Raw genomic sequence first — 18,009 nt, 5'->3', positions numbered from 1 at the left:
CTACGGTCCGCCGGTGACCGCTCCGACGACGACCGTGCTCGCCGACGACCTGGGCTTCCCGGAAGGGCCGCGCTGGCACGAGGGCCGGCTGTGGTTCTCCGACTTCCACGACCGCGTCGTGCGCCGGATGCCCGCCGACGGGGGTCCCGCGGTGGTGCTGGAGCTCGACGACAGCCCCTCGGGACTCGGCTGGCTGCCCGGCGGCGACCTGCTCGTCGTCTCCATGGTCCGGCGGGCCCTGCTGCGGGTGGCCGACGGCGGCACCCGCGTGCACGCCGACCTCGCCGGCGCGACGCGGTTCCGGGCCAACGACCTGGTCGTCGACGCGACGGGGCGCGCCTACGTCAGCAGCTTCGGCTTCGACCTCGAGGCGGGCGCGGAGCCGGAGCCGGCCGACCTCGTCCGCGTGGACCCCGACGGCACGGTCTCCGTCGCCGCGGCGGGCCTCGTCTTCCCCAACGGGATGGTGCTGAGCCCCGACGGCCGCACGCTCGTCGTCGCGGAGACCTACGGGAAGCGGCTCACCGCGTTCGACGTCGCCGCGGACGGGTCGCTCTCCGGCCGGCGGGTGTTCGCCGAGCTGCCCGGCATCGCCCCCGACGGCATCTGCCTGGACGCCGAGGGGCAGGTGTGGGTGGCCACCGCCCGGACCCCGGAGGTGCTCCGGGTCCGCGACGGCGGCGAGGTGACCGCCCGGGTCGCGGTGGGCAGCGGCTCGCTCTCCTACGCCTGCGCGCTGGGCGGGGACGACGGCCGCAGCCTGTTCGTCTGCACGGCGCCGAGCTGGCGCCCCGGGCCACGCGCCGGCCGCATCGAGGCCGTCCGGGTCGACGTGGGCGCGGCCTGAGCATGCGCACCGCACACCCCTCGGTCGCGGGCGGGGCGCCCTGCGGGCAGGATCGGCGGGGCGGCAACGGGCTGGTCGACGACGAGGGAGGGCCGGGATGGCGGGCAGCGAGGCGGAGCTGCGGCGGCGGTGGTCGGAGGGCCGGCCCTGCCACGGGCTGTGGAGCGTGCTGCCCGGGGTGGTGACCGGTGAGCTGCTCGCGCGCACCGGCGCCGACTACGTGGTCGTCGACCTCCAGCACGGGGCGACGGCCGAGGCGGACCTCCCCGGCACCTGCGCGGCCATCACGGCCGCGGGCTCGGTGCCGTTGGTCCGCACCCGCAGCTCCCTGTTCCCCGACATCGGGCGGCCGCTGGACCTCGGCGCCCGCGGTGTGATCGTGCCCAACGTCCGCGACGCCGGCCACGCACGCGAGATCGTCGCCGCCTGCCGGTACGCACCCGCCGGTGGGCGGTCGATCGGCCGGCTCTCGGGCGGGGCCGACGAGCCGCTGGTGATCCCGATGGTGGAGACGGCGTCCATGCTCGACGACCTGGACGCGGTCCTCGGCGTCGAGGGCCTGGACGGGCTGTACGTCGGCCCCGCCGACCTCGCGCTCTCCCTGGAGCTGACCGGGGACGCCCACCGGACCGAGCTCGGCTCGGTGCTCTCCTCGATCATCGCCCGCGCGCGGGCCGCGGGCGTGCCCGTGGGGGTGCACGCCCGCAGCGGCGAGGAGGCGGCCGGCTTCGCCGCGGAGGGCGCCACGGTGGTGACGGTGGCCGTCGACGCAGTCGTGGTGGCCGAGGCCGCCGCGCACCACCTCGGCGTCGCACGGGACCGCGCCACCGGCTGACGGCGCCGGTCAGGTGAAGGCGTCGACGGTCCGGTCGAGGTAGTCGTTGCGGAAGGCCCCGCGCGGGTCCAGCCGCCGGACGAGCGCGCGGAACCCCGGCATCCGCGGGTACAGCGCGGCCAGCTCCTCGGCGCCGGTGGTGAACACCTTGCCCCAGTGCGGTCGCGCCCCGTACGGGCGCAGCGCCGCCTCGATCTCGGGCAGGAGCGCGCGCACCCGGGCCTCCTCGGGCAGCCAGGTGAAGTGCAGCGCCAGGACGTCCCCGCCGTACGCCGGGCTCAGCCAGAGGTCGTCCGCCGCCACGGTGCGCAGCTCGCTGACCTGGAGCAGCGGGGCGATGCGGGACGCGAGGGAGCGCAGCGCGTCGCAGGCCTCCCGGCCGTGCCGCCGCGGCACGAAGTACTCCGTCTGCAGCTCCTCGCCGCTGCTGGGGGTGAAGCCGGTGCGGAAGTGCGGCAGCCGCTCGTGCCACTCCCCGGGGAGGCCCAGCTGGTCGGTGAGGTTCTCGACCGGCGTGCCCGGCAGCATGTGGGTGGGCTCCGTCGCGGCCCGCGCGCCGAAGAACTCCTCCGGCGCGACCTCGTGCTCGTCGGGGCGCGCCTTCACCCACACCTGGGTCACCTCGCGCCAGTCGGTGAACACGCTGACGCTGTAGGCGGCGTCGGCGACGGCGTCGAAGTCGGCGAACAGCCGCTCCCAGGTCAGCCCGACGTAGACGTCGGTGCGCACCTGGAACGCCGGCTGGACCCGCAAGCCGATCCGGGTCACCACGCCGAGCGCGCCCAGGTGCACGACGGCGCCGGCGAAGTCGGGGTCCCCGTGCGTCAGCGTCTCCAGCTCGCCGTCGCCACGCACGAGCTCGAGCGCCGCCACGGCGGTGCTCAGCGACCCGTTCCGGTTGCCCGACCCGTGGGTGCCGGTGGCCGTGGCGCCCGCGACGGTGATGTGCGGCAGGGAGGCGAGGTTGTGCAGCGCGAACCCCTGCTCGGCGATACGCGGCACCACCTCGCTGTAGCGGGCGCCGCCGGGGATCCAGGCGAGGCCCGCGCCGTCGGGGCGGCGCTCCACCTCGACCTCGCCGGGCAGCCGGTCGAGGGAGACCAGGTCGGCGGTGGTGTCGGCGATGTCGTTGAAGCAGTGCCGGGAGCCCAGCACCTTGACCCGGTCGCTGCCGGCCACGAGGGCCTGCAGCTCGGCGAGGCTCGCGGGCCGGTGCAGCCGCGCCGCCCGGTAGGCGACGTTGCCGGCCCAGTTGGTCCCCGGCTCCGCCGCGTCCGCGGGGGTGGTGGACGACGTCTGCTGCATGCTGGCTCGCGTTCTCCTCCGGGTGACGGTCCCGCGGACTACCGGGGGCCGATGATCCCCGATGGCGGCAGCCGCCCGCGGCCCGCCTGCCCTGCCCGGCCCGCGCCCGGGTGACACGATGCCGGCATGGCATCGCCGGGGGCCGCGGCCCGGCAGGGCAGGACGGCGTTCGTCCTCGGGGGCGGCGGGGTGCTCGGCGCGGCCGAGGTGGGCATGCTGCTGGCCCTGGCCGAGGCCGGCATCCGGCCCGACCTGGTGGTGGGGACGTCGGTGGGGGCGATCAACGGGGCGCTCGTGGCCGCCGACCCGGCCCCGGACGCGGTGGGCCGGCTCCGCGCGGTGTGGGAGGACCTGGCCGAGCGCGGGGTCTTCGCGGGCTCGGTGCTCGCCCGGCTCGGCACCCTGGTGCGCACCCGCACGCACCTGCACCCGCGCGAGCCGCTCCGCGACCTGCTGGAGGCCCATCTCCCGGTGCGGACCTTCGCCGAGCTCCGCATCCCCTTCCAGTGCGTCGCCTCGAGCATCGAGCGGGCCGCCGAGCACTGGTTCACCGACGGCCCCCTGGTCGACGCGGTCCTCGCGTCGTGCGCCGTCCCCGGGCTGCTGCCCGCGGTCGAGATCGACGGCCAGCACTACCTCGACGGCGGCCTGGTGCACAGCATCCCGGTCGGCCGGGCGGTGGCCCTCGGGGCCGAGACGATCTACGTGATGCACGTCGGCCGGATCGACCGGCCGCTGCGCCCGCCGTCCCGCCCGTGGGAGGTCGGGCTCGTGGCCTTCGAGATCGCCCGGCGGCACCGGTTCGCGGCCGACCTGGCCGCGCTGCCGGCGGGGGTGACGGTGCACGTGCTGCCCTCGGGCGGTGCCCCTGCGCCGGGAGCCGGGGACCTGCGCTACCGCGATTTCTCCGGCGTCCCCGACCGGATCGACCGGGCGCACACGGCGGCGCGGGACTACCTGGGGCGCTCCGGCGCCGGGGCGGGCTGACGTGCTGCCCCCGCGGCGGGTGCGCCGGTTCACCGGCCCCCTGCTGGTCGTGGCGCTCGTGGCCGCGGTCCTGCTGCTGCCCGTGCTGGTCCTGGTGGCGGCCGTCGTCTCCGTGTGGCTGCCGGGGCACTGGCGCGGTCTCCGGCTGCTCTGCTTCGCGCTGCTCTACCTCGCGCTGCAGGTGGCCGGGCTGGTCGCGGCGGGGGCGCTGTGGGTGCTCAGCGGATTCGGTCGCCGGCTGACCTCGCCGAGATCCCGCGCGGCGCACTACACGGTGCTGCGGCTGCTGCTGGACGCGCTGATGCGGGCCGCCCAGCGGCTCTTCGCCCTCCGGCTGGTCACCGACGGCGCCTCGTGGTCACCGCTGGACGACGGGCTCCCCGGCTCGACCAACGCCATGGTGGTGCTCTCCCGGCACGCCGGTCCCGGCGACTCGTTCCTGCTGGTGCACACGCTGATGGACCGCGACCACCTGCGCCGGCCGCGCATCGTGCTCAAGGACGTGCTGCAGCTGGACCCGATGATCGACGTCTACCTCAACCGGCTGCCCAATCACTTCCTGCCGTCGGGGCCCGCGGACGGGTACAGCCCGGAGGAGGCGATCGCCGACCTGGCCCGCGACCTGGGGGAGGAGGACGCGCTGCTCATCTTCCCCGAGGGGGCGAACTTCACCACCCGGCGGCGCACCCGGGCCATCCAGCGGCTCCGCGACCGGGGCCTCCTGGCGGCGGTGCGCCGCGCGGAGGAGATGCGGCACGTGCTGCCGCCCCGCCCCGCCGGGGTGGCCGCGGCCCTGGGCGCCGCGCCGCACGCCGACGTGGTGTTCGTGGCCCACACCGGGCTCGAGCACCTGAACACGCCCCGCGACGTCTGGCGCGGTCTGCCCATGGACAAGACCCTGCACCTGCGCTGGTGGTTCGTGCCCGCCGCCGAGGTCCCGCGCGACCCGGCCGAGCAGCTCGACTGGCTCTACCGGTGGTGGGAGACGATCGACACCTGGGTGTCCACCACGTCCGCGGCCGAGGACGCGGCACGGGGCCAGCCGGAAGCCGGGCGGTCGGCGCCCGGTTGCACCCCCGCGTGAGGCTCTCGCTGCTCGACCGCTCCCGCACCCGCGCCGGTCACCCCGAGACGGCGGCCCTGCGGCACACGGTGGAGCGGGCGGTCGCGGCGGAACGGCTGGGCTAGGACCGGTTCTGGGTGGCGGAGCACCACGGCGTGCCGGGCATCGCCTCGGGCGCGCCCGCGGTGCTCCTGGCGGCCGTCGGTGCGCGCACGGGGACGATCCGGCTGGGGTCGGGCGGGGTGATGCTGCCCAACCACCAGCCCCTCGTGGTGGCGGAGCAGTTCCTGGTGCTGGCCGCGCTCCACCCCGGTCGGGTCGACCTCGGGGTGGGCCGCTCCCTCGGTTTCACCGCGCCCGTGCGCCGGGCCCTTCGCCGCACGGGCGAGGAGCCCGACGCGTTCGCCGCCGACGTCGCCGAGCTCCGGGGGTACCTGGAGCGGACGGCCGAGGTGACCGCCCGCCCCGTCGTCGAGGAGCCGGTCCCGCTGTTCGTCCTGGCCACGGCGACGGGGGCCGGCGTCGCGGCCGGGCTCGGGCTCCCGCTCGTGCTCGGCGGCCCGGTGCTGGACCGGCCCGAGCTCGGCGACGTGCTGGCGGGCTACCGGCGCGATTTCCGCCCGCACCGGGGCAGCCGCCCGCACGTCACCGTCTCGCTGGACGTCCTGGTCGCCGACACCGACGAGGAGGCCCGCGAGCTGGCGTTGCCCGAGGTCTGGGCGATGGCCCGTTCCCGGCGCACGGGCGTGTTCGACCTGCTGGAGCCGGTGGCGGCCATCCGGGACCGTCGGTGGGACGACCTGGACGCGCGCCGGGTGGAGCAGGGGCTCGCCGCCGTGGCCGCCGGCCGGCCGGCGACCGTGCGCCGCCGCCTCGAGCAGCTCGCCGAGCGCACCGGCGCCGACGAGCTGCTCGCGAGCGGCTCCACCCATGACCGGGCGGCGCTCGCCGCCTCCGATGCCGCCCTCGCCTCCCTGCTGCGCTGACGGCGTTCCCGGCCGCCGGGTCAGGTGCGCAGCGACTCGTCGGTGCGCTCCTGCTCCGCCGCGGCCGAGGTGCGGCGGCGGCGCCACACCGGCTCGAACGCGGCGTCCTCCTCCGGCGTCGCGACCGCGAACGGCGGGACGGCCGGCGCCGGCAGGGCCTGCCGCCCCTGGCCGCGGGTGGCGCGGAGGCTGAGCCAGATCGAGGTGCCGATGATCGTCGCCACGACGGCCAGGCTGATCGTGGTGGGGATGTAGAAGACATCGATCTTCAGCAGCATCTTGAGGCCGACCCACACGAGCACCAGGGCCAGCCCGGTCTTGAGGTACACGAAGCGGTGGATCAGGTCGGCGAGCAGGAAGTACATGGCCCGCAGCCCGAGGATGGCGAAGGCGTTGGCCGTGAAGACGAGGAACGGCTCGTCGGTGACCGCGAAGATCGCCGGGATCGAGTCGACGGCGAAGACGACGTCGGTGACCTCGACGAGCACCAGAACGGCCAGCAGGGGGGTGGCCAGCAGCCGTCCGCCGCGGCGGACGAGGAAGCGCTGACCGTGGTAGACGTCGGTCATCGGCACCCAGCGGCGGAACAGCCGCAGCGCCCGTGACTGCGCAGGGTCCAGGTGCTCGTTCCGCTGCCGGAGTATCCGGTAGCCGGTGAACAGCAGGAACGCGGAGAACAGGTAGAGCACCCAGCCGGCGGAGCTGGCGATCAGCACCGAACCGCCGGCGATGAACAGGCCGCGGAAGACCAGCGCCCCGAGCACGCCGAGGAAGAGCACCCGGTGCTGGTACTCCCGGGGGACGGCGAAGTAGGTGAAGAGGACGGCCCAGACGAAGACGTTGTCCACGGCCAGCGACTTCTCGATCAGGTAGCCGGCGTAGTACTGCTGCCAGAGCTCGGCCCCGTAGGACCACCACACCCAGGCGCCGAAGCCGACGCCGATCGCGACCCACACGGCCGACCAGGCCGCCGCCTCCCGCACCCCGATGACGTGGGCGCGGCGGTGGGCGAACAGGTCGACGGCGAGCATCGCGAGCACGAGGCCGAGCACGGCGGCCCAGAGCCACAGGGGGACGTCCACGAGCGTTCTCCTCCGGTCGGTGAACCAACCGGAGGTCTCTCCCGGCTCCTGCCGGAGCCCACCTCGCCGGGAGCCCACGGGGACCCGTACTGACGACGAGGTGCTGGGGGGTACTCCCCTCCGCAAGAAGAGTGGGCACGTCCTCCTCGCCGTCGCGGCGGACCCCGACGCGCGGGTGGAGGAGGTCGCGGCGACCGTGGGCATCAGCTCCCGGGGCGTGCTGGCCATCCTGCGGGACCTCGAGGAGGCGGGTTACCTGACCCGGACCCGGCGCGGCCGGAGGACGCACTACGAGGTGAGGCCGCACCAGCACTTCCGGCACCCCGCGACCGCCGGTCACGAAGTCGACGAGCTGCTGCGCATCTTCGTCCCGGGAGCCGGCCCGGCGGGCTGAGTGCTGCCGGCGTCGCCCGGGCCGGCCCGTGGACCTGGATAGGTTGGGGCCGTCGACGGCTCGCCGACCACCCACCCCTGGGGTCGGCACGCATTCGGGAGGTGTCGTGCGCCGGATCTTCGTCGTGGGCTGCCCGCGGTCGGGCACCACGTTGCTGCAGTCGTTCCTGGCGGCGCACCCGCAGGTCCACTCCTTCCCGGAGACCCACTTCTTCCACCAGCTGCGGCCACCGCGCGGTCTCCGGCACGCGGTGGGGCTGGCGGCGAGCGGGACGGCCCAGCGGCTCGACGACGTCGCCGGCTCTCCCCGTCGTCGGCGGCCCGCGCTGCCGACGGTGCGGGGCTACGGTGCGGCGTTCGTCGCGATGGCGGACGCCGCGGCGCGCGAGCGCGGGGCCTCCGCCTGGGTCGAGAAGACGCCGGCGAACATCTACGCCCTCGACCTCGTCGAGCAACGGGTGCCCGGTGCGCGGGTGGTGCACATCGTGCGGGACGGCGTCGACGTCGTCGCCAGCCTGTGCGCCGTCGCCGCGGGCTGGGGCACGCCCTACACCGTGGACACCGCCGTCGACCAGTGGGCGGAGTGCGTGGCCCTCACCGACCGGCACCGGGGCCGGGAGGGGCACTCCGTCGTCGGCTACGACGGCCTCGTGCAGGACCCCGAGGCCACCCTCTCCGTGCTCTGCGGCGAGCTCGGCCTGCCGTACGCGGACGAGATGGTGACCGGGCGCGCCACGGCGGCCCGGGGCCTGGTCAAGGACTTCGAGCACTGGAAGGCCGACAACGCCGGGCCGCTGCGCGACGGGGCGGGGCGGCGGTCTCGGGCCGGGGCGCCGGTCGCGCCGCGCGACCGCCGCCACGACGGGGGGAACGGCCCTACAGTGCGGCAGCATGGCGCGCCGGTCGACGCTCGTGGTGGTCTCCTCCGTCCAGCTCGCCGCGCAGCTCGCCGGCCACGTGCTCGCCCTGCGGCGGCGCCGGCACTTCGACGTCCCGCTGATGACGGGGAGCCCCGAGCACGTCGGCCGGGACTGGTGGTGGTTCGGCACGGCCTTCAGCGCGCCCTCGTACCTGGTGGCGATGCAGACGTGGGCGGTGCTCCGGTTGCTCCGCGGCCCGGACGACCGCGCGCGCTGGGTGCTGCGGTGGGTCGGCGCCGGGATGACGGTCGGGTACGCCACCGAGCGGTGCGTCCGGGCGCGGGTCCGCCCGGGCGGCGCCGACCCGCTGGAGACGCCGGTGGTCGTGACCGGGTGGGGCTGCGCTGCCGGCATGGCCCTCCTCGCCCGCCGTTGACCACCCGTTCGTGCGGCCGGGCGCGCGTGGGGCCTTGGTGACCCGCGCCGAGGCGGGCACACTGCGCGTGTGATGGGCGGCGGAGAGGCGAGCACCGATCCCGGGATCAGGCTCCCCGAGCCGCACGGGACCGACGGGCGGCCGCGGCCGGGCGCGCCGCTGCTGATCCCCGGCGAGACCTGCTGGCGCATCGAGCGGGCCACCAGCTTCGCCATCTTCGTCGACGCGGCCGACTACTTCGCCACCCTCAAGCGCGCGGTGCTGCGCGCCGAGCGCCGGGTGCTGTTCATCGGGTGGGACTTCGACCCGCGCATCCGGCTGGACCCGCTCGGCGGCGGCCGGCCGGAGGACGATCAGCTGGGCGCCGTCCTCGAGCAGGCGGTGGCGGCCAACCCGGAGCTGGAGATCGGCGTCCTCCAGTGGGACCTCGGCATGCTGCGCGCGCTCGGCCGCGGCCTGAAACCCATCGTGCTGCTGGACCGGAGCACCCCCGACCGCCTCACGTTCGCCGTCGACACCCACCACCCGGTGGGCGGGGCCCACCACCAGAAGATCGTGGTGATCGACGACTCGCTGGCCTTCGCCGGCGGCATCGACGTCACCGCCGACCGCTGGGACACCTCCGACCACGCCGACGACAACGTCCACCGGTGCCGGCCCGCCAACGGCCGCGTCCCGGGGCGGCCGACCGGGCCGTGGCACGACGCGACCAGCATCATGACCGGGCCGGCCGCGCAGGCCCTCGCCGAGCTCGCCCGCGAGCGGTGGGAGAGCGGGACCGGGGAGCGGCTGGAGCCCGTCCCCGGCGGGCGGGACCGGTGGCCCGAGGAGATCGAGCCCCTGTTCACCGACGTGGACGTCGCGATCTCCCGCACGCGGCCTGAACACGGTGGCACGTCGCTGGTGCACGAGGTGGAGCTGCTGTGGCTGGCCGTGGTCGCCGCGGCCCGGCGCTCGCTCTACATCGAGAGCCAGTACTTCGCCAGCCGGCGCATCGCCGAGGCGGTCGCCGAGCGGTTGCGCGAACCCGACGGCCCGGACGTCGTCGTGGTGAACCCCTGGACGGCCGACGGGTGGCTCTCGGAGAAGGCGATGGGCACCGCGCGCGCCGTCGTGCTGGAGCTGCTCCGCGAGGCCGACGTCCACGACCGCTTCCGGCTGTACACGCCGGTGACGGAGCAGCGCGCGCACATCTACGTGCACGCCAAGGTGACCGTCGTCGACGACCGCCTGCTGCGGATCGGCTCCAGCAACGTCAACAACCGGTCGATGGGGCTGGACACCGAGTGCGACCTGGCGATCGAGGCGGTGGAGGGGGAGCCGGGGGCCGACCGCCTCGCCGCCACGATCGGCGGCTTCCGCGACCGGCTGCTCGCCGAGCACCTCGGGTGCACCCCGCAGGAGGTCGCCGCCGCGATCACCGACGCCGGCTCCCTGGTGCGGGGCATCGAACGGCTGCGCCGGCCCACCGGCCGCTCGCTGGTCCCCTTCGAGCCGCCGGAGCTCGGCGCCGCCGACCGGGCCCTGGGTGAGTCCGAGGTCATGGACCCGGAGAAGACGCCGAACCGGTGGCGGCGGGTGGAGCGGTTCTTCGCGCGCCGTCGGCGGCCGCGGAACCGGACCCGCGCCTGACGGTGGGGGAGGCCGGGGCGTGCACCGATGAGTCCGCAGGACACCCGAGGTCTACCGGTCGTCAGCGACCCCGCACGGCAGGAGCCCCCATGACCGGCAACCCGACCACCTTCCGCACCACGCTCGCGGCCACCGGCGGCAGCACCGTCGGCATCGTCGTCCCCGAGGACGTGGTGCTGGGCCTCGGCCGCGGGAAGCGGGTGCCCGTGGTCGTCACCGTCGACGGCGGCCACACCTACCGCACGACCGTCGCCTCGATGGGCGGCCGGTTCCTGGTGTCGTTCAACGCCGCGACGCGGGCGGCCACCGGTCGCGGGGCGGGGGACGAGATCGAGGTGCGGCTCGAGGTCGACGACGCACCGCGCACGGTCGCCGTCCCCACCGCCCTCGCCGAGGCGCTCGCCGCGCACCCCGCCGCGGCGGAGGCCTGGGCCGCCCTGTCGCACAGCCGCCGGCGGGCGCACGCGGAGCAGGTCGCGGGAGCCCGCACGCCGCAGACCACCGCGCGCCGCGTCGAGAAGGTGCTCGGCGCCCTCTCCTGACACCCGGCCCCGGACAGACAGGAGCGACCGTGTCGCTGCACCGGCACTACCCACCGGACCTCTACCGCGGCATCACCGGGGAGGTGAGCGCCTGGCTGCGCCCTGCGGGCGGCCGCCCCGACACCGTCTCGGCGAACGACGTGACCTGCGAGTTCCTGGCCACGGGCGCGGAGACCGGCGGGCGTTTCGGGCTCTACCGCTACACGTTCGGGGAGGAGGAGGCCGGACCGGCGCCGCACTTCCACCGCTCGATCTCCGAGCAGTTCTACGTGCTCTCCGGGCAGGTGAGCCTCTACGACGGGCGGTCCTGGCAGGACGCCGGCGCCGGTGACTTCCTCTACGTGCCCGAGGGTGGCATCCACGCCTTCCGCGGCGGGGCGCACGCATCGATGCTCCTGATGTTCGCCCCGGGCGGCCCCCGCGAGGAGTACTTCGAGACCCTCGCCCGGGGCGAGCGGATGACCCCTGAGGAGCGGGCGGAGTTCATGCTCCGGCACGACACCTACTGGCTCTGAGCCGTCGCCTCTGAGCCGTCGCGCGGACGGCGCGGGGCCCGCCCCCGGGTGAGGACGGGCCCCGCGGCACCGCTGTGGTGCCGGGAAGACGTGACCGGGCAGCCGTCAGGCGAGGACGCCGGTGAACCACAGCCCCCAGGCGAGGAGGCCGAGGACCAGCACCGCGTCGACGGTGCGGCGGCGCCATGCGCCCGGCTGCAGGGCGGCGAGCGCCGCCAGCAGCAGGAGCTCGGCGGCGACGGCGATCTGGCCGACGAACCCCGGGGCGTGCCGGGCCGGGCCGATCTCGCCCTCCATGGCGACGGGGCCCGGGGTGTTCGCCGCCACGCCCTCGGAGAGGTCGATCCCGGTCACCGGGTCGATCCCCGGCACGTGCGACGGCCCGGCGTGGCCGCCGTGCGCGCCGTCGTGGACCGCGAAGGCGTCGAGCAGGCTCGTGGTGTGGGCGACGAGGTACAGCCCGATCAGCCCGACGGTGCCGGCGAGCGCGAGCGTGACCACGCGCGGCCCCGGCCGGAAGCCCGCCCAGCTGTTCAGCAGGAGCCAGGCCGCCAGGCCGAGCTGCGCCAGACCCGTGACCAGGAAGAACCCGACCGCGAGCTCACCTGCCTCCAGGTGGTCCACCGCGGCGACCAGGTGCAGCCCGCCGGCCACCCCGGCCCCGAGCGCGCCCACCCGGAGCCACCGGCCGACGATGCGGCCGTGCGCGCGGCCGTGCGCACGGCCGGGGGGCGAGGTCACCGCGGGCTGCGCCGCGGTGACCTCCGCCGTGCTCACGGCGTACCGGCCGAGGTCGTCGTGGTGGCCGCCTCGGTCGTGGTGGCCGCCTCGGTGGTGGTGGTCGCCTCGGTGGTGGTGGTCGCCTCGGTGGTGGTGGTCGCCTCGGTGGTGGTGGCCGCCTCGGTGGTGGCCGTCGGCTCCGTGGTGGCGGTGGTCTCCGTCGTCTCCGTGGTCTCCGTCGTCTCCGTGACGACGGGCTCCTCCACCGGCGCCTCCTGGGGCACCAGATCCGGCGCGGGCAGCGGCTGCGGGGGATCGGTGCGGATGGAGTCGCAGTCGATGTCGTGGTGGCCCACCTGGTACTGGACCATCATGTCGTGGTCCTCGTGCGAGAGGTTGTGGCAGTGGATCATGTAGCGGCCGTCCTCGTGCTCGAACTTCATGAGCAGGCGCACGGTCTCGTTCTCGCCGACGTAGACGACGTCCTTGGGGCCGCGCTCCTCCGGCCGCGGCGGCTGGGTGACCCCGGTCTCGGTGTTCGTGCGGCTGAGCACCTTGAAGTCGATCAGGTGGATGTGCAGCGGGTGGAACCAGCCCCCGGAGTCGTTCTCCACGTCCCAGATCTCGATGGCGTCCCGCTCCACGGAGGCGAAGAGCAGCTCGTAGTTCGACCTCACGACGTCGTCCCACGTTCTCTCGTTGATCTGCCAGAGGCCGTTGCCCCGGTCCAGCACCATCTTCCGGACCGCCGACCGGTCGGCGGCCTTGAGCGTCATCACGGGGTGGGGCGACCCGAGGACGTTCGGAGAGAGGTTGCCGTCGAAGCTCGTCACCCCCCGGCCGACCTCGAACTGCATGATCTTGCCGGTGTGGTCGAAGTCCCGGGCGTTCTCGACGCCGTCGTTGAGCAGCTGGACCTTGGCGCCCTTCAGGTCCTTGAAGTCGAGGATGAACTCGAGCCGCTCGGCCATCCCGATGGTGAACTGGGTGACCGTCTGGGCGCTCTGCATGAAGCCGCCGTCGGTCGCGATCACCTTGAACGGCATGCCGTTGCTCATCCGGACCTTGTAGCCGCGCGCCAGTGAGCCGTTGAGCATCCGGAACCGGTACTTGCGCGGCTCGACCTTCATGTTCGGCCACGGCACGCCGTTCACCAGGATCACGTCGCCGTAGACGCCGGACTCGCTGTCGTCGTCGAACAGCAGCTGGCCGTCCTGGGTGAACATGACGTCGCTGAGGATCAGGGGGAACTCGTACTGCGGCTTGCCCTCGGCGGCCTTCTGCCGGTCCCAGCGCGGGATCCCCAGGGCCTTCTCGAGCTCCTCGTCGACGATGTGGTACTGCGCGGCCAGGCCCATGTACACGTTCTGCGCGGTGTGGTGCACGCCGTGGTCGTGGTACCAGATCGTCCGCGGGGTGCAGCTGTTCGGGTACTGGTAGTTCTTCCACTCGCCCGGGTTGGTCAGGTCGCCGGCGTAGCCGTCGTACTGCGGCTTGGAGGGCGAGCCGTGCAGGTGGGTCGAGGTCCAGGGGACGTAGCCGAGGGTGGGGTGCCGCTTGGGCAGCTCGTTGAGCACCTGCATGACCGTCCGCCGGGGGATCTTGCGACCCGGGTTGTCGGGGTCGGGCTGCAGGTAGCTCCGGATCGTCGGACCGGGGACCGAGCGGTTGTAGCCCCACATCTTGGTCCACATGCCGGGGATCAGCTGGACCTGCACGTTGGTCTGGGTGATGCGGTAGTAGTCGGTGCCCAGGTACTCCGAGCCCAGGATCGGCTCGCCCGGGTAGTGGCTGTTGCCCGGCACCGGCACGTAGTCGTCGGGCACGTAGCCGAAGACGTTGCTGCGGACGTCGTCGCGGACGACCGGCTCCAGCACCGCCGGCGCCTTGAAGGCCTGGGTGTACGGCTGGGGCATCTTGCTCTCGTCCAGTTCGGACGCTGAGGCCGCTGACACGACGCCCTGGAGGGGCAGCGTCAGCGCGGCGGCGCCTGCTGCGGACAGCTTCAGGACGTCGCGTCGGTTCAGGCTGGGCGTTTCCATCGGTACCGCTCCTCGGCAGATCCGCTGTGTGCAGCAGGAATGCTCGTCGTGCGGCCACACCTGCCACAGCCGAAGCGAGGGGGAGGGGGGTCCCACCAATTGGGGGGTCAATTCCGGAGACGCGCGTTGTAATTGACCGAACGCGATCGCGGCATTTCCGTGCGTGTCCTTAGTGTGGAAAGTGAGCGTGTGACCTGCGCCGATCACAGCGCGCCACGGCCCACGCGGGCTGCTCCGGGACCACTGCACCACTGCTGGGAAAGCGCATGACGGACAGGCGTGGCGAGCCGACGACGGGTGGCTTCTCACGCGGGCCCAAAAGCCGCACGAATTCGTTTCGTGCGGGGCGGTAGGCAGCCGGGCCCGCCCGGAACGTCACCACGGTCTCGGCGCTGGTCGCCGCCGATCCACCCCGGAGGCCGGGTGCTCGCACGCCCGTGCCGCCCCGCCCCGGTGGGCACCGGGGCGCGGCGGCAGGCAGGAGGAGCGGCCGTCAGCCGCCGGTGTTGTTCCGCACGACGGTGTCGGCGGCGCGGTCGGTGACCGGCTCGGGGTGGCTGATGCCGGTGAAGTCGTTGCCCTCGATGACGACCGCGGTGGAGGTCGCCGACACCCGGATCGCCCGAGCGGTCGAGCCGGCCCTTGCTTCCTCGAAGGTGGAGCCCGCGACCAGGGCTCCGGAGACGCCGAGCAGGTCGACGGCCCAGAGGCTGTCGAGCTCGGTGAACCGGCAGTTCTCCACGGACAGGGCGGTCACCGGGGTCGCCGGCCCGACCACCAGCAGGCGCTTGCCCGGGGCGCCGACGAACGTGCAGTCGTGGAAACGCGGCCGGTCGGTGCCGTCCACCACGACGGTCGTCGGAGCGGCTCCCGACGGTGCGGAGAAGGTGCAGCCGTCGAAGGTCAGCCGGCTGATGTTCGGACCGCCCACCCGCACCGGGCTGTTCTTGGCGTTGGTCACGTCGGTGCGGGTGAAGGTCACGTCGCGGATGGCGCCCCGCGATGCCGGATCGGTCTGCACCCGGATCTCCTGGGTGGAGGCGTCCGCGGCTGCTGACATGTCGACGGTGCAGTCCGTGAAGGTGACCCGCTCGATCGCCCCCCGGCTGTGCGTGTTCTTGACGACGATGCCCCGGTTGGCGGCCGAGCCGTGGCAGTCCTGGAACGAGCAGTCGCTCACCGACGCGTCCATGTCGGTCGTCCCGGGCTCGCCGCCGGTGAACTCCAGCAGCGCGACCAGGAACCGGCTCGCCGCGCTGGCGCCGGTGCACCCGACGAAGCGGCCGCCGGTGATGCTCTGGTTGTAGAGGGTCGGCTCGGCCTCCGGGTTGCCGATCGGCACGAACTGGAAGCAGTCGTCGCCGGACTCGACGTGGCAGCCGGTGGCGAGGAAGTCCGCGCCGCCGACCACCCGGATCCCACCGGTGCCGAACGCCGGGGCGCTGCCGCGGACGGTGATCCCGTCCATCCGGCCGCCGTCGCCGGCGAACATGATCGCCTGCCCGCCGGCGTAGGTGTCGATCGTGATGTCCGCGATCGTCACGTCGTCGCCGTAGAGGGCGAGCACCACACCGGTCATGTCGTGGCCCCGGGCGCCGATCGTGCCGGAGCCGGTGATCTGGACGTGGTTGGACTTCACGGCGAAGTCGGCGTTGCGCAGGAAGGCGTCGACCATCCCGGGGGGTGCGGCCCAGTCCTTCACCAGGCGCGCCCGCCGGTCCAGGTGCAGCCGCACGTCGGAGCGCAGCAGCAGCCCGCTCGTGCACCGGTAGGTGCCCGAGGGCACGTAGGCGACCTCGCCGCGCCGCGACGACGCGTCGAGCAGCCGCTGCAGGGCACGGGTGTCGTCCTCGCGGCCGTCGCCCTCGGCGCCGAAGTCGCGGGCGTTCAGGACGTCGTCCTCGTCCTTCCGCGGGACCAGCGCGGTGGTGCCGGCGGGGGAGGGGCCGGAGGAGGTCAGCCCCGCCAGTAGCGGGGAGGCCAGCCCGGCGCCGCCGAGCATCAGCAGCCCGCGCCGGGTCAGGGAGGGCCCGGTCGGCCGCCCGGGAGTCCCCGGGGTCCTTGCGGGTGCGGGTGCGGGTGCGGGATCGGTGTCGTGCTCGCGCATGGGCTTCTCGTCTCGGACGGTGCACCGGGAGCGACCGGTGCGGTGCGCAGGGATGGACCTAGCTGTGGGCGACCGTTCGGACCGCCGTGCGGAAGGCCTGCCTCTGCACGGCGGCCACGGTGCGGATCAGGATGACGGCGTCGCGCCAGAGCGACCACTGCTCGATGTAGGCGTTGTCGAACCGGGCGCGCTCCTCGATGGAGGTGTCCCCGCGGAGGCCGTGGATCTGCGCCCAGCCGGTGAGGCCGACGGTCAGCCGGTGGCGGTCGCGGTAGCCGTGCACCGAGTCGGCGAAGCGGGCGGCGTAGGTGCACTCCTCGGGACGGGGGCCGATGAGGGACATGTCGCCGCGCAGGATGTTCCACAGCTGCGGCAGCTCGTCCAGGCTGGTCCGGCGCAGCACGTTCCCGATGCGGGTCTGCCGCTGCTCGACGTCGACCTGCCGCGCGTGCATCGTGCTCCGCGTCGAACCGGCCGCCACCGGCCCCTGCTCGCCTGCCACCCGCAGCGTGCGGAACTTGAGCATCTCGATCCGGGCGCCGTCCTGCCCGGTCCGCGGCTGCCGGAACAGGACCGGACCGGGGCTGCTCATCCGCACCGCGGCGGCGAGCAGCGCCATGACCGGGGAGAGCAGGGTCAGGGCCACCCCGGCCACCACCACGTCGATCAGCCGCTTGACCCGCCGGGCGCCCCGGCGCAGGGCGGCCCGGCGGACGCGGTGCAGCGGGATGCCCCAGAGGTCCTCGATGTCCGGCCCGCTCGGGGCCATGCCGACGTCGAAGAACCGCGGCACGACGTAGACCTCGACGTCGCGCAGCGCGGCGCTGCGCACCAGGTCGACCAGCGCGGCCTCGCGGGTGGGGCCGTAGGCGACGACCACCGTGCGCACCCCGTAGGTGTCCAGCACCAGCTCCAGGTCCTCCAGGCGGCCGAGCGGCTCCCGGTCGTCCAGCGGGCTGCCGTCGCTGAGGTAGCCGATGCCGCGCAGCCCGAGCTCGGGGTGGGCCCGCATGGTGGCCAGCAGCTCCATGCCGAGCCGGCCGCCCCCGACGACCAGGGTGGGGTCCTCGACCGCCCGCCGGCGCCGGGCGGCGCGGACGGCCGCGTAGGCGAGCCCGCGGCCGACCACCAGGCACGGCACCGCCCATGCCGCGTGCACGGCCACGCCGGTCAGCGAGGAGGAGGCGACGGGCGCCACCAGCAGCAGCGCCACGCCGAGCCGGGAGAGCAGGCGGGGGGCCTCGTCGAGGACGGAGAGGGTGATCCGGGGGTGGTGGGCGCCGGTCGCGGCCAGCACCAGGAGCGCGACGACGGTGAAGGCCGCAGCGGCGGCGTCCGCACCGCCCAGCCACGCCATCGGCAGCGCCAGCGCGGCGGCGTCCACGACCAGCAGCCCGGCGCGGACCAGCGCCGTGCGGTCCCGGACCTCCCGCTCGGGGAGGTGCAGCTCGGTGGCGGGGGCGGCCGCGGGACGGCCCTGCGCCCCACCCGCGCGCGGGCGTGGCACCCGCGTCAGGCCGGTCCGGCCCTCCTGGTAGGACACCTCGGTCATCGCGGCCCCGTCTCCGTCGTCGTGCCCACAGACTCCGTGGCCGTTCGTGCGGGGGACAGGTCCACGCGTGGGGGGCGCCCACCCCCCAAATCGTGGGGTGGCGCA

The 18,009-nt window shown here is 74.6% G+C and carries 16 protein-coding genes and 1 pseudogene; 11 read left to right on the top strand and 6 right to left on the bottom strand.

The window, feature by feature from the left end; all coding sequences use genetic code 11:
* Positions 1 to 13: 13 nt before the first annotated feature.
* Entirely contained in the window at positions 14 to 847 is an 834-nt protein-coding gene (locus ACI79P_RS16125; protein WP_456582063.1) for an SMP-30/gluconolactonase/LRE family protein, read from the top strand.
* Between the two features lie 97 nt (positions 848 to 944).
* Positions 945 to 1,682, top strand: a complete 738-nt coding sequence (locus ACI79P_RS16120) for an HpcH/HpaI aldolase family protein (protein WP_456582062.1) — start codon at positions 945 to 947, stop codon at positions 1,680 to 1,682.
* Between the two features lie 9 nt (positions 1,683 to 1,691).
* On the opposite strand, the gene ACI79P_RS16115 is transcribed toward ACI79P_RS16120, so the two are convergent.
* Complete coding sequence (locus tag ACI79P_RS16115; RefSeq protein ID WP_456582061.1) at positions 1,692 to 2,987, bottom strand: D-arabinono-1,4-lactone oxidase; 1,296 nt, start codon at positions 2,985 to 2,987, stop codon at positions 1,692 to 1,694.
* A 126-nt stretch (positions 2,988 to 3,113) separates the two neighbouring features.
* Between ACI79P_RS16115 and ACI79P_RS16110 the strand changes: the two genes are divergently transcribed.
* From ACI79P_RS16110 to ACI79P_RS16100, 3 genes are all read left to right on the top strand, one after another.
* Complete coding sequence (locus ACI79P_RS16110; RefSeq protein ID WP_456582060.1) at positions 3,114 to 3,974, top strand: patatin-like phospholipase family protein; 861 nt, start codon at positions 3,114 to 3,116, stop codon at positions 3,972 to 3,974.
* 1 nt (position 3,975) lies between these two features.
* On the top strand, positions 3,976 to 5,058 hold the full coding sequence (locus ACI79P_RS16105; RefSeq protein WP_456582059.1) for a 1-acyl-sn-glycerol-3-phosphate acyltransferase: 1,083 nt from the start codon (positions 3,976 to 3,978) through the stop codon (positions 5,056 to 5,058).
* 116 nt (positions 5,059 to 5,174) lie between these two features.
* Complete coding sequence (locus ACI79P_RS16100) at positions 5,175 to 6,023, top strand: MsnO8 family LLM class oxidoreductase (protein WP_456582058.1); 849 nt, start codon at positions 5,175 to 5,177, stop codon at positions 6,021 to 6,023.
* Between the two features lie 20 nt (positions 6,024 to 6,043).
* Here ACI79P_RS16100 and ACI79P_RS16095 read toward each other — a convergent pair whose 3' ends face one another.
* Complete coding sequence (locus tag ACI79P_RS16095) at positions 6,044 to 7,105, bottom strand: TerC family protein (RefSeq protein ID WP_456582057.1); 1,062 nt, start codon at positions 7,103 to 7,105, stop codon at positions 6,044 to 6,046.
* Positions 7,106 to 7,205: 100 nt separating this feature from the next.
* On the opposite strand from ACI79P_RS16095, the gene ACI79P_RS16090 reads away from it, so the two are divergent.
* The 6 genes and pseudogenes from ACI79P_RS16090 (at position 7,206) to ACI79P_RS16065 (ending at position 11,483) form a co-directional block, all read left to right on the top strand.
* Entirely contained in the window at positions 7,206 to 7,499 is a 294-nt protein-coding gene (locus ACI79P_RS16090) for a winged helix-turn-helix domain-containing protein (protein ID WP_456582056.1), read from the top strand.
* A 28-nt stretch (positions 7,500 to 7,527) separates the two neighbouring features.
* Positions 7,528 to 8,199, top strand: a pseudogene (locus tag ACI79P_RS16085) (sulfotransferase family protein); the annotation flags it as partial.
* 190 nt (positions 8,200 to 8,389) lie between these two features.
* Positions 8,390 to 8,794, top strand: a complete 405-nt coding sequence (locus ACI79P_RS16080) for a hypothetical protein (RefSeq protein WP_456582055.1) — start codon at positions 8,390 to 8,392, stop codon at positions 8,792 to 8,794.
* Positions 8,795 to 8,866: 72 nt separating this feature from the next.
* On the top strand, positions 8,867 to 10,426 hold the full coding sequence (locus tag ACI79P_RS16075; RefSeq protein ID WP_456582054.1) for a phospholipase D-like domain-containing protein: 1,560 nt from the start codon (positions 8,867 to 8,869) through the stop codon (positions 10,424 to 10,426).
* Between the two features lie 89 nt (positions 10,427 to 10,515).
* The gene (locus ACI79P_RS16070) at positions 10,516 to 10,968 is read left to right on the top strand and encodes a DUF1905 domain-containing protein (protein WP_456582053.1); all 453 of its coding nucleotides are present in this window, start codon (positions 10,516 to 10,518) and stop codon (positions 10,966 to 10,968) included.
* 29 nt (positions 10,969 to 10,997) lie between these two features.
* A complete protein-coding gene (locus tag ACI79P_RS16065; RefSeq protein WP_456582052.1) occupies positions 10,998 to 11,483 on the top strand; it encodes a cupin domain-containing protein in 486 nt (161 codons plus the stop codon).
* 105 nt (positions 11,484 to 11,588) lie between these two features.
* Here the strand turns inward: ACI79P_RS16065 and ACI79P_RS16060 are convergent, their stop codons facing one another.
* The 4 genes from ACI79P_RS16060 to ACI79P_RS16045 form a co-directional block, all read right to left on the bottom strand.
* Complete coding sequence (locus ACI79P_RS16060) at positions 11,589 to 12,260, bottom strand: hypothetical protein (protein ID WP_456582051.1); 672 nt, start codon at positions 12,258 to 12,260, stop codon at positions 11,589 to 11,591.
* On the bottom strand, positions 12,257 to 14,245 hold the full coding sequence (locus ACI79P_RS16055; protein ID WP_456582050.1) for a multicopper oxidase domain-containing protein: 1,989 nt from the start codon (positions 14,243 to 14,245) through the stop codon (positions 12,257 to 12,259). The genes ACI79P_RS16060 and ACI79P_RS16055 overlap by 4 nt, the downstream gene beginning before the upstream one ends.
* Positions 14,246 to 14,738: 493 nt before the next feature.
* Positions 14,739 to 16,352, bottom strand: coding sequence for a glycosyl hydrolase family 28-related protein (locus tag ACI79P_RS16050; protein ID WP_456582049.1), 1,614 nt, complete (start codon positions 16,350 to 16,352; stop codon positions 14,739 to 14,741).
* Between the two features lie 58 nt (positions 16,353 to 16,410).
* A complete protein-coding gene (locus tag ACI79P_RS16045) occupies positions 16,411 to 17,904 on the bottom strand; it encodes a sugar transferase (protein ID WP_456582048.1) in 1,494 nt (497 codons plus the stop codon).
* Positions 17,905 to 18,009 lie beyond the last annotated feature (105 nt).

The sequence above is a fragment of the Blastococcus sp. SYSU DS0510 genome, from assembly GCF_054050835.1.
This window is presented reverse-complemented; position numbering and strand designations above follow the sequence as displayed.